Source organism: Actinotignum sp. usb-actsch-213 (assembly GCF_059085665.1).
Genome location: NZ_JBHNSQ010000024.1, coordinates 24611 through 36628, shown reverse-complemented (window position 1 = coordinate 36628; position 12018 = coordinate 24611). Strand labels below are relative to the sequence as shown.

Here is a 12018-nt window from a genome sequence, read left to right as displayed (position 1 = left end):
CGTGCCTGCGTTCCTGCGCGCCGCGGCGGCCGCGGTGGTGCGTTTTTGTTGATCGTGCACGCCTAGGTGGCTCGCACCGCGGTTTCTAGTTCTGGCGCACCGCGACACGGGCAGAGAGCGCCTCGCGCTGGTCGGCAACCGCGCCCACCCAGTCAATTCCGCTCGCTCCGCCAGCTTCCCCGTTCGGGGCACGAACAAGCGCGGCGGCACTCACCGGGTTTTCCGCCTCGATGCGGTATCCGCGAGCAGCTTCGGGTAGGTCCACCGTGGTATATCCCGAAACTTGGGCGTTCACGGGGTCAAGATCCACACCGTCGGCTCCCACCGGGGTAATCTCAGCGTGGCCGCGCCCGGCCAGCGCCAGGCGGGCCGGTCCGGGCCCGAAGCTTCCCGCGGTGCGGGCGGCCGGGGCAACCGGACTGGCCCAGGCGGTATCTCCCCCGCCGCCCAGTGACGCACCCGCGGCGAGGGGCTGCGGCCCACGCACCTGCACCGCGTAGGTACCCGGGTCGATACCGGCCAGAGTGAGATCCATAACGGAATTTGCGGCGATGGCCACGTCCTCCCCGCCGGGAAGGGTGCGGGTGGTGCCGTCTTCTGCGGTGAGCTGCACCGTGAAGGTGGTAGCCTCCCCCGGATTGGCGATGCGCAGGGTGGAGCCCTCCGGGATCCCCGGGATAGTGAGATCCGTGGCGGCCGGGGCACCGGTGGTGAAATCAACCCCGGCGCCGCTGGTACCGGAAATATGCTGATTTTGCAGGGTCGCTCCGAAAGTGCCGGCCGGGGTGCTCAGGTGGAGGGCGAGGCGGGAGTCTTCGGCGAGCAGCCCGTCCAGGGTGTGACGTACGGTGGAACGCCCGGGAACGGCCACCCGTACCGTGCCGAGCGGCCCGGCACCGCCCAGGGCATCGACCCGGACGGTAATGGGCGCGGCTCCCGGATTGGTGAGAAGAAGCTGGTTGGAGTACCCCACGGTGGTGGCCGAGGCGGTGATCCACAGCTCCCCCGCCCCGCTCACGCAAGGATTCGTGGCCAGGCCGCGCCCGTTACCGCCCTGGGCACTGTAGGACACCGCACCGGAGAGAACCTCCCCAGGATCGGCGCTCAGTATGGTTCCGGCGGGTAGCGCAGCGCGCGCCTCCTTATCCGCGGTACCGAAGAGTAGCACCTGGGTAGCGATATTATCCGCGTTTCCCCCGGGGGTGCCCTCCACGGTCATACCCGCGGAAATGGTTTGTTCGAATCCGCCGCCGCACAGCAGCTGGGTGGGGGCTTCTCCCGCGCTCGCCACCTCGGCTTCTACCGCGCGGGGAGCCCCGGTGGGAAGAACGACGGCGGCCGCCGCTGCCGCGGCGGCGATTCCCAGCACCGCGAGCGCGCTCCCGGCCCGCACCGTGAGGCGGCGCCAACGCGCCCCGCGCCCGCTGGCGCGCCCCACTTCGGTTTCCTCGCGAACCTGCTCCATTACTCGACCACCTTCCGGCGCACCGGGATGGCGACCACGAGCGCCGCGGCCACGGCGAGGATCCGCGCGCCGGCCACCAGAGCATCCCCGGTGCGGTTATAGGAAATTGTCAGGCGCCCGGAGCTCCCGGCCGAAATCTCAAAAGCTTGGGCCCATCCCGCGCTATAGGTGGGAAGAAGCTGGCCGTCCAGGCGGGCCTCCCAGAGCGGGTCCTGGCGTTCGGCCAGTCGCACAATCCCGCCGTTACGTCCCGCCCGTGCGGGTAGCTCGGTGTCCACACCGTAGCGCCCGGCGGGCAGTGCGCTGCCGTCCAGGGTGAGGCGCGCGGCATCCACGGCGCTCGCCTCGCTGCGGGTGAGTCGCCAAGAAAGCATCTGCTCATTGGCGCTGATCATATCGAAACGGCCGGTTGCGCCCAGGGCGCGGGCCAGTTCCCCGGCGCGCGGAGCTTGCGCGGGAATAACCACGTAGGAGATAGCGTGTTCGGCTAAGGTTTCCGCGGCGCGCGGGTTTCCGGCGTTCATATCGGCGACGGCGCTAGCCACGTCCGCCGCGGCGGCATCATCCGCGGAGGTTCCTTCCAGGGCCGCGAGCGCACCGACCATGGTGCTATCGGTGAGTTGGCGGCCCGGCCCGCGCCAGATTTCGGCTCGAATACCGTTCTCGGCCGGATAGAGGGCGAGGACCCGCACCCGGTCCGGGGAGGATGCTTCGAGGGTGGCAGCGGCCGGCACCGAACGGCCGGTTTCTGGGTGCAGCTCGGTGGTGCCGGTGAGGGCGCGGCTGAGGTAGAGACCCGATCCGGCTAGGGCACTGAGGATCAGGACCGCGACCGATCCGAGACCCAGGAGCTGGAAAAACCCGAAGGAGCGTCCGCTCATATCGGTACGCAGGCCATCCCCGGCGCTCACCAGCGCGATCCACAGCCCGCCGAGTGCCACGCTCAAGCCGATGCCGCTCCAGGCAGGCGCGCTGAGTGCGGTAGCGCCGTCGTACACCTGGGCCACCGAAACATGAGTGGAGGCGACCGCCCAGGCGAAACCAGCCGCGGCAATCAGCCAGCCGGCGCGGATGCGCTGCCAATTGCGGGCGCGCCCCAGGGCCAGTACCGCGATGACCACGAGGCACACCGCGCAGATCATGGCAATCTCCCCGAGCCACGGGAGGGACTCCGGCTGGGTGAGCGGGAAGAAGGAAAGGAGATCGAGCGGGCCCGGGCGGGCCGCGAAAGGCTCTCCCGGGGTGGCGAAAAGCAAGCGCCAGGATGCTTCAAGCCCGGGAATGACCACCGCGGCTGCGGGGATCGCGACCCACAGCCAGCGCAGGCGCCGCCAGCGCAGTGCCCCCACCAGGGCAACGAGAAGAAGAACGGCGAGCATCACCGGGGCAGCCGCCGCCAGGTAGATACCAGCTAGGGCCGCGGTGCCCAGACCCGCGGTGGATTCGATACGGTCGCGGGTGCGGGGCAGGCGCCATACGGAGAGCACCGAGGCGGCCAGCACCGGTAGGAGAATATGGACAAGAGCTCCGGCCACGTGACCCGCGCTCAGCGCCCCCACCAGGGGCCCGGCCCCGGCCCAGACCAGGCCGGCCACCGCGCGTACGTGCGGGGAGAAGGTAAGGGTGCGGGCCGCCCAGAAAGCCGTCATACCGGCCAGCACGGGCGCGCTGAGGAGTAAGAGCACCGCGGCGTCCCCCAGGGTGCCCCCGAAGGGTTGCAGTACCAGCGCCACCGGGGAGAGTAAGGTCCACAGCGCGTCGATGCGCCCGGGGCTGCCATCGCCCACCGCGAGCCAGCCGGGCAGGCTAGCGCGCAGCAGTTCCGTGCCGGTCAGGGCATCGGGGCGCAGTGCCCCGCCGCTCAGGTACCCGCCGCGCAGCAGCGGGAAAGCAGCCACACCCGCCACGAGCGTGGTCAGCAGGAGGACGGTGCGCCGGGCACGTGCGGTGGACCGATGCCAGCGCCGTCGTTCTGCTTCTTCGAGCGGATTCGGGCGCGCCACCAAACGGATTTTCTCCCGTTCGCTGCGTGTCATTTCGCGCCGCGCCGCACGCACATCACGCCCGCGCGCTTCGAGGGCCGCGAGTCCGGCGCGGCTTTTTTCGGTGCGCCGGCGCCGCCGCCGGGCCCGCATCAGTGCTGGAAGGCTCCCCAGCAGCCGAGCGGCCCCGCGTATTTCACCGTCCGCAAGCCGTGCCTCTTTGCCCAGCAGCCGCACCAGCGCCCGCACCGGGGCGAGCAGCACGTACCCGAGGAACAGGAAGGGCGCGAGCAGCGCGGGGGCGGCGAGCACCGCGTTGTAGAGTTGCGCGCCGCGGCGCGCCGCGAAGGAATCACGGCCGTCGTTGCCGAGGGAGACGCGCGCGTGGCGCACGGTAGCAGTAGGTTCAACGACGACGCGCCAGCCCGCTCCGCGCAAGCGCCGCGAGAGTTCAAGCCCGTCCCCGAAAGGCCCCAGCCAGGTATCGAAACCGCCGACTTCACGCAGGGCGCTAGCGCGCACGAGTATGCCGGCGCTTCCCACCGCGAGGACATCGGAGCGCCCGTCCAGCTGCCCACCGTCGCGGTCATTGATGGCGACTTCCGGAACCCGCCGCGCGCTGCGGGTGGCCCGGATTCCAACTTCCAGAAGCGCACCAGGATCGGACCAATCCACCTGTTTGCAACCGACCGCACCAATATTGGCGGCGTTTTCCAGGGTGCGGGCGAGGTTCGCGAGGGCTTCCGGAGCGGGGGCGCTATCGTCGTGCAGGATCCAGTAGGCGTCGTAGCCGGTGGTGGATTGTGCGGCAGTCGATTCAGCGGTGGTGGACTCGCCGGTGCCGTGTGGTTCACCGCTTGATTCACGGGAGTCCGCGGCAACCGCGTTATTGACAGCTACCCCGAGTTTTCCGGTGAGCACGCTGATGGCATCGGGTTTCCGGGTGGAGTATTCCAGCGCGGCGAGGGTCTCCTCCAGATAGGCGGAGCCCGGCCGGGTGATAACGAGAGCGCGAATTCTGAACTGCATTGCTGTTGATGCTACGCCAGCGCGGGCGCTGGGCGGTTATGCCTCGCCGACGCGGCGGCGTTGCCGACTCAGGCGCCGGCGGTCATTATCCGACATGCCACCCCAGATACCGTGACGAATATCATGCTGGAGGGCGTATTCGAGGCATTCCTCCCGCACCGGGCATTCGTGGCAGATCGAGGTGGCGGGGGCGGTGGAGCCGCCTTTTTCAGGAAAGAAAATATCGGGATCGGTTTGGGCACACAGCGCGGATTCACGCCAGTGCAGGGATGCCGAATCAGCTTTCTCATAACCGAGGTCGAAGATGTCGAGCATGGCGTCCTGGGCGTCCTGCGGCGTCAATCCGCCGTTCCCCGCGACGCGCAAGCCGGGGTTAATCCTCCGCACATGTCCTCCTCTAACCAAGGTGTCTTTATAAATTACAAGCGTGTCATACCCCAAAAGTCAAGCGAAAGCGGTATATTGCCCACCCGAACTTCCGTTCGAGTTCGGCGTGTTGCCGCGGCCGGGTGCGCCTTGTGCCGCGTGGGCGATTTGCTCACAATCACCGCGGGCGTAACCGGCCCGCCAGGACCCGAAACCTGCCTGGCCGGTGGCGCCCGGCCTGCAAATAGGCAAAAATGACCCTATGCGTGGAATCATTCTGGCCGGAGGCTCCGGCACTCGACTTCATCCCGTTACGCTGGGCACCTCCAAGCAGCTGGTACCCGTGTATGACAAACCGATGATCTACTATCCCCTGAGCACGCTGATGCTCGCCGGAATCCGTGACGTCATGGTTATTACCACACCCGAAGATGCCCCGGCTTTCCACCGGCTCCTCGGGGACGGCAGCCAATTCGGCATCAGTATTTCCTTCGCGGTGCAGGAAGTGCCCAATGGGCTGGCTACCGCTTTCACCATCGCCGCCGATTTCATTGGTAACGAACCGGCCGGGCTGGTGCTCGGCGATAATATTTTCTACGGCCCCACGATGGGACGCCGCTTGGAACGTAATACCAATCCGGATGGTGGCGCTATCTTTGCGTACCATGTTTCGGATGCGCGCGCCTACGGCGTCGTCGAATTTGACGAAAACTTCAAGGCGATCTCCATTGAGGAAAAGCCTGCCCACCCGAAGTCCAATTTCGCGGTGCCGGGCCTGTACTTCTACGACAATGACGTTATTGAAATCGCCCGCAACCTCGAGCCTTCCGCGCGCGGGGAATACGAAATCACGGATGTCAACCGCAAGTACCTGGAGGCGGGCAAACTCAAGGTTGAGGTGCTCGACCGCGGTACCGCGTGGCTGGATACCGGCACCTTCGATTCCCTCGCGGATGCCACCAGCTTCGTGCGCACCATCCAGGCACGCCAGGGCCTCTCGGTGGGCTGCCCTGAGGAAGTGGCGTGGCGGCGCGGCTTCCTCAGCGATGAAGAATTGCGGGAACGCGGGGAAAAGCTGCGCAAGTCCGGCTACGGGGACTACCTGCTCGGGATCTTGGAAGCCCAGCACGATATTCCTTCGGCAAGCTACTAAAACGAGCTTGGCGGGCGCGTAACTCTAGTCCGTAACACGTGATTCGGGCCCGCCATTCGGGCCCACTCACATAAAGCGGGGCGGCTGACATGGTGTCGGCCGCCCCGTTCGTGTGCCGTGCTAGTCCACTGCTATTCCGCTAGCCCCGGCACCCAGCTAACCCAGGTACTCGGCTAGCCCAGGTACTCCGCGAGCACGCTCGGGGCAGCGGCTTCCCAGCGTTCCTTCCAATCCCCGATAGGCTCGATACCGGCCCGGCGCAGGGCGCCGTGCGAGAGCACCGAGAAATGCGGGCGCGGTGCGGGCCGGTTGAAGGCAGCCGCCGTCGTCTCCCCCACCATCGCCGGGTCTTTACCCAGCGTCGATACAATCTCACGGGTGAAATTCCACCAATTCGTCCTCCCCGAGGACGTGCCGTGGTAGGTCCCGGAGGGAATATTCGCTTCGACCATGCGGTAGATAAGATCGGCGAGGTCCACCGTCCAGGTGGGTTGGCCCACCTCATCGGTCACCACGGAGAGCGCATCGCGTTCACAGGCCAGGCGCGCCATGGTTTTCGGGAAGCAATTGCCCTGAGCGCCGTACAGCCACGCGGTCCGCACGATATAGTAGTCGTCCGTTTCGGCGCGTACCGCCCACTCCCCGGCCGCTTTGGTGCGCCCGTAGGCGCCCTTGGGGTTCATGACGTCATTTTCTTCGTACGGGTCCACGGCGTCGCCGGAAAATACGTAATCGGTGGAGACCTGCACCAGTTTCGCGCCGATCTGCGCGGTGCGCCGGGCTAGGATTTGCGGGCCGGTTGCGTTAATGGTGAAAGCTGCCGCCTCCTCACTTTCGGCTTTATCCACGGCCGTATGCGCAGCAACATTAACGACGACGTCGACCTTATCGACCAGGTGCGCTACCGCGGCCGGATCGGTAATATCCAGCTCGCTCTTATCCACGGCGAGCACGTTCTGCCCCCGCTGTGCGAGCAAAGCAACGAGATCCTGGCCGAGCATTCCCCGACTTCCGGTAACCATCCAGCGCATGGGTGTCCTTTCCTTGTCTATACCCGCGTTATTGTACTCATTGGACCAAAGCTGCGGCAGCGTGGGATGAGCCCGCGGTGCGGTGTGCCGGCCTCACGGGGCGAAACTGGGGCAGCAGCTGGGCGCGAACAAGCCGGTAGTACACCACACTCCCACCGAGGAACGCGACGTATCCGAGCGTGACTGCCGCCCCGAGTACCGGTGCCGGCAGCCCCGCCGCGAGCGCCCAGCGCTCTATGCCTCTTCCAAAGAAAGCTCCCGGGTAGCATGAGCGCAACCACAGTAGCATCGCGTACGCGGAGAGCAGCATGCTTGCGGCCACCACTGCGGGCAGGAGGAAACTGCGCCACCCGGCTTCTTCGCGGTAACGGGGGCGGCTCGTGGTTCCGGGCAGCGGCGGATCCCAATGGTGCCCGGCTGCCCCCATCGTAATAACCACGAGCAAGCCAACGGCACCGGCGAAAAGATAGCGGCCCTGCACCCCGCCGATAATTCCCAATCCGCGGTACTGGTTATAGGCCTGCACGATGAGCATGCCGAGGACCAGCACAATATTCGAGGCGAAGATGAGGAAACGCCACCGCTTAGCCGGGTGGGTGCGAAGGGCACGAGCAAGAAAAATAGCCACGAGAAGAGTAAGGAGAATGAGAAGCGGCGGCGCAAAAGTGACATCGAGCCACCCGAAGTCCGACCAGAAAGAGTCTACAAAGGACGTGGTCACCCGCTCGGCGAAGAAACCGATATTTGTGCCCGGCTCCGTGGCTTGGGCCTGGAAACCATCGGGTTGGATCACCCCGTAGCGCACGATATTACGCAGCCACCAGTAGCCGCCGGCGAGAACACCGATGAGTCCCGCGCTCAGGCCCTGGGCGAGGCGCCGCCCCCACGTTCCCACGTGCGGATTGGCAAGGAAGGAAAGAAAGACCACCAACCCCATGGGAATGAAAATCCCCTTACTCCACAAGCCGAGTCCTAAGGCAAGCCCAGCCCCCAGTACGGTGCGCCACCGCCCAACTCCGAACATGGCTGCGCTCACCGCTGCCATGTTGAGGGCACCAGCACCGATGAAGAGCGCGTCATTGGTAACCGAAGCGGAGATAAATGCGAGCATGGGAATCGCGTACACGGTACCGGAGGCCAGGAGTGCACCGCGTCGGCTCAATCCGGCGCGGCGAGCCGCGAAAATAAGGCAGGGCACCAGAGGTGAGGTCAGCACAATGGAGTAGAGCCGCAGGATAAGAATCTGGCGGTCCCAGGGGGCATCCGTCATTCCGGTAGCTCGCAACACCAGTGCCCCGCCGGCGTAATAGAGCGGGGGATGCTGAGTCATCTGATCCAAAATAGGAACTGTCTCCTCGGCCCGTGGGGAACGGCGCTGCTCGTGCGGGAGAATTCTCTGGCTGGCATAGGAATCCGGATCCGCACCGATCCAGGCATCTCGTCCGAGGCGAGTACGGTAATGCAGGGAGTAGCTGGGGGCGTCCTCCACCAGCAGGCCGCTGGCCTGTGACGCCTCAAAAACATCACGGTAAAGCCGACTTGTTCCCGGATCGGGCCACTGCCCCGTCTGCTCGAGTCGAATAATGGAATTGAGGTGATGGGGCTCATCCGGGGTGCGCAGTGGCGGGCTGGCAAGTGCCCAGAGCATCTGCCAGATAAGGAAAAGAACCGTGAGGAGCCCCGCGCACGTATAGAAACGGCGTGAGCTCATGGTGGTATCACTGGTTCGCATACGGTCCTTCGGGGAATTCACGGGGCACCCGGCGATCCCCTCCGCACCGGATGGTATAGGTAGGGCCGCGGGAAGCGCGTTGGTTATTCCAGTCTAGCTTCCGCATCACCGGCGCGGAGAAGGTATCGTAGTTCCCATACATCGAGTAGCCGAGTGAGGGAACATTATGGAGATTCGGGAATTAGCGATTTCGGGCGCATGGGAAATCACCACCAAGCATTTCCCCGATGAACGCGGTATTTTCTTGGAAGCCTACAAATCCTCCGTTTTTGAAGAAACAATCGGTCACCGCTTGGATGTGCGCCAGGTGAACACCTCGGTATCGAAAGCCGGCACCGTCCGCGGCATCCATTTTGCCGATGTGCCGCCCAGCCAGGCGAAATACGTTATGTGCCCGCGCGGTGCAGTTCTCGATTTCGTTATTGATATTCGGGTGGGCTCCCCCACCTACGGCAAGTGGGATTCCGTTCTTCTCGATGATGACACCCGGAAAGCCATTTATATTTCCGAGGGCCTGGGCCACTGCTTCGTAGCACTGGAAGATGATTCCACCGTTGTCTACCTGTGCTCCGCGCAATACGCACCCGGCCGCGAACACGGGGTTAATCCGCTGTGCTCGCAGGTGGGCTTGGTATTCCCGGAAACTGATCGCCAGGGTAAGAAGCTTGAGCTGCTGCTCTCCCCCAAGGATACCGATGCCCCCGGCCTGGATGAGGCCGAACGCAGCGGGCTCCTCCCTCGTTATGAGGATGTCCAGGCTTTCCTCGCCACCTTGCGGAGTTAAATATGAAGCGGGCTGAACTGTCCGCCCTCGCTAACCAGGTCACCGCGGTCGTTATCACCTATAACCCAGACGGGAATTGCACCACCCGTCTCACCGCGCTAGCCTTGCAGGTCGGGCACGTGGTGGTTATTGATAACGATTCGGAAGAATCGCGCCGGGCAGCCATAGCGGAAAGTGCGCGCGCGGTGGGTGCCCAGTTCATTCCGCTGAACCAGAATCTCGGTATTGCGGCGGCCACGAATATCGGGATTGAGCAAGCCCGCGCCCGCGGCGCTCGTTTCGTGCTGCTCATGGATCAGGATTCCCTGGTGGGTTCGGATATGGTGGCCCATCTACTTGAGGTGTTGGCCGGTGATCCACAGATTGGTGCTGCCGGCCCCCTCCCCAGCGAAGAGCGTGAAGGGGAGGATCAGCTGGTCTACGTCGCTCGCGAGTGGGCCCCCAAGCGTGCCACCGCGGCCGAACTGGAGCGCCCGGTCCTTGACGTTGCTTTCCTCATTGCCTCCGGGTGCCTTATCCGGATGGAAACGCTCGATGACGTGGGCGGAATGGGCACCGCCCTCTTTATTGACCACGTGGACCTGGAGTGGGGCGTGCGCGCCCGGAGCCAAGGGTGGCGCCTGGTGTGCGTCACGGCCGCCCGGCTCTACCATTCTTTGGGGGACGCCGTCGTTCTTCTTCCCGGACGTACGCAACCGGTGCACGTACACGCGCCGATCCGCAACTACTATCTGGTACGCAATACTGCCCGGGTTATCGGCAGTTCACTATTCCCGGGCAAGTGGCGGATGCGTTACGCCTGGTGGCTGGCCAAATATCTCGCTTTTAACGGACTGCTCCTCGACCGCGGGGCCGAGCGGCGCCAGCTCATGCGCCAGGGCTTACGCGACGCGCGGCGGCGGCGTGGCGGACGCATCGGTGACGCGAAAATATGACATCACACGCGCCTCTTCCAGCTGAACCGCACGTTCCCCCCGCGCGCGGCCTGTGGTCCCCCCGAGTCTTCCTTTTTTCTTTCCTCGCTTTTCTTTGCTACACCACAGGCCTGAGTCTACTCACCCCGCTGCAGGGGTCCCCGGATGAACCCGTGCATGAAATCTACGGATACCAGGTGGTCACGGGTAATATTCCGCTCGAATCGGAACGGGTACTCGCCCCGCGCTACCTGCGCTCGGGTGCCCCCGATTGCTGGCGCACCACTCGCGCCCAAACGGCGTGGTGTTCACCCCCGCTCAGTTCCGATGCCACCCTGCGGGAAATGGGCACAAGCGCGGTTAATTACCCACCGCTCTACTACGCCCTCACCCACCAGCCCCTGCGGTTCCTCAGCGGTGCGGCGGCGTTGTGGGCCGTGCGGATATGTTCGGCGCTGCTCTTTTCGCTGCTGGCAGCTTTCGGGGTTTCCGCTTTCGCGACCGGTCTGCCCCACCGTCTTGAATCTTTTATTGCCCTTACCGTTCTCACCCCGGCTTTCTTCATTTTCGCGGGTTTTTCCAATCCGCAAAGTCTGGAAATCGGGGCGGCCCTCGCCATGGCCGGGTGTCTCATCCCGCTCATCCGCACTCTCCCCCCACGGGAAACGGCACAACGGTGGGTCGCGGGGGGCTGCGCGGCACTGCTGCTCATCCTGGCGCGCCCGGTGGGCCCGTACTGGGCTATTGCCATGTGTCTGCTTCTCGCCGGGGTATTTGGACGCGAACGGGTACGCACCTACCTGCGCACCCGCGCTTTCGGGGTATTCCTGGCGCTGTGCGCCGCCGGATGCGTGGGCTGGCTGGCGTGGACCCGTATCTCAACAATCTACGGCCCCGCACCGACCGAAGTCACCAATGACGGCTGGACTGCTCTCACGCTGCGCCTGCTCGGGAACTTCCGCTACTACATGCACGAAACCATCGGAACTGCCGGCTGGCGCTCCGTCACCACTTCGGTTCCGGTCACGGTGCTCTACTGGGTGGTCCTCTTCGCCGTGGTGGCGGCCGCGTGGCGCTGGGGGCAGCGGCGGCACCGGGTATCCATCGCGCTGGCTTTTATTTCCCTCCCACTTAGCGCCGTCCTCATGAACACCCTGGTGTTGAGCCGTACCACCTTCCCTATCTGGCAGGGCCGCTACGCTTTCCCCTTCCTCTTCCCGCTCTTCTGGGTGTGCGTGGCTGTTATAGCAACCTCCGGGCGCCGTCGTACCAATATAAGCGGGGCCCTGGCGCGGGCAACCTCCACCCTCTTTTTCCTGGCGACCGTTGATATCACGGTGCGGATGGCCTGGCGTTTTTACGCGGGTATCACCACGGCGCCGCTGTGGCGGGTCCTCACCGATACCCCGCCGCACGCACTCATCGGTGCCGCCCTCGCTATCGCGGTAGCGGGCACGTACCTGGTGCGCACGTGGCGTTACACCCGCAGATGTGCCGATTCTTGCCTGCCCGTCATATAATTCCAGGGGCTTATTTGTTATGAGATGTACGTCAATCAATAA

Annotated in this window: 9 protein-coding genes; 4 read left to right on the top strand and 5 right to left on the bottom strand. The window is 64.8% G+C overall.

All coding sequences use genetic code 11. The features are described 5' to 3' along the window. Nucleotides 1-85 precede the first annotated feature (85 nt). From AC5RK6_RS01630 to AC5RK6_RS01620, 3 genes are read right to left on the bottom strand one after another with little or no spacing between them, the layout of a single operon-like run. A complete protein-coding gene (locus AC5RK6_RS01630; protein WP_435732828.1) occupies nucleotides 86-1465 on the bottom strand; it encodes a DUF5719 family protein in 1380 nt (459 codons plus the stop codon). After that, on the bottom strand, nucleotides 1465-4476 hold the full coding sequence (locus AC5RK6_RS01625) for a glycosyltransferase (RefSeq protein WP_435730653.1): 3012 nt from the start codon (nucleotides 4474-4476) through the stop codon (nucleotides 1465-1467). Before AC5RK6_RS01625 ends, AC5RK6_RS01630 begins: the two co-directional genes overlap by 1 nt. Before the next feature lie 36 nt (nucleotides 4477-4512). After that, on the bottom strand, nucleotides 4513-4863 hold the full coding sequence (locus tag AC5RK6_RS01620) for a WhiB family transcriptional regulator (protein ID WP_016443139.1): 351 nt from the start codon (nucleotides 4861-4863) through the stop codon (nucleotides 4513-4515). A 241-nt stretch (nucleotides 4864-5104) separates the two neighbouring features. Here AC5RK6_RS01620 and rfbA point away from each other — a divergent pair, with 241 nt between their 5' ends. Beyond that, on the top strand, nucleotides 5105-5995 hold the full coding sequence (gene rfbA / locus AC5RK6_RS01615) for a glucose-1-phosphate thymidylyltransferase RfbA (protein ID WP_016443140.1): 891 nt from the start codon (nucleotides 5105-5107) through the stop codon (nucleotides 5993-5995). Nucleotides 5996-6168: 173 nt separating this feature from the next. Here rfbA and rfbD read toward each other — a convergent pair whose 3' ends face one another. Both rfbD and AC5RK6_RS01605 read right to left on the bottom strand, forming a co-directional pair. Next, entirely contained in the window at nucleotides 6169-7026 is an 858-nt protein-coding gene (gene rfbD, locus AC5RK6_RS01610) for a dTDP-4-dehydrorhamnose reductase (RefSeq protein ID WP_320757790.1), read from the bottom strand. A 37-nt stretch (nucleotides 7027-7063) separates the two neighbouring features. Continuing rightward, nucleotides 7064-8758 (bottom strand): DUF2142 domain-containing protein, encoded by a 1695-nt coding sequence (locus tag AC5RK6_RS01605; protein WP_320757789.1) that lies wholly within the window; start codon nucleotides 8756-8758, stop codon nucleotides 7064-7066. A gap of 166 nt (nucleotides 8759-8924) precedes the next feature. Here AC5RK6_RS01605 and AC5RK6_RS01600 point away from each other — a divergent pair, with 166 nt between their 5' ends. From AC5RK6_RS01600 to AC5RK6_RS01590, 3 genes are read left to right on the top strand one after another with little or no spacing between them, the layout of a single operon-like run. After that, nucleotides 8925-9542, top strand: coding sequence for a dTDP-4-dehydrorhamnose 3,5-epimerase family protein (locus tag AC5RK6_RS01600; RefSeq protein ID WP_016443143.1), 618 nt, complete (start codon nucleotides 8925-8927; stop codon nucleotides 9540-9542). A 2-nt stretch (nucleotides 9543-9544) separates the two neighbouring features. Next, complete coding sequence (locus AC5RK6_RS01595) at nucleotides 9545-10477, top strand: glycosyltransferase family 2 protein (protein WP_320757788.1); 933 nt, start codon at nucleotides 9545-9547, stop codon at nucleotides 10475-10477. Continuing rightward, entirely contained in the window at nucleotides 10474-11976 is a 1503-nt protein-coding gene (locus tag AC5RK6_RS01590; protein ID WP_435730649.1) for a DUF2142 domain-containing protein, read from the top strand. Before AC5RK6_RS01595 ends, AC5RK6_RS01590 begins: the two co-directional genes overlap by 4 nt. The last annotated feature ends 42 nt before the right edge of the window (nucleotides 11977-12018 follow it).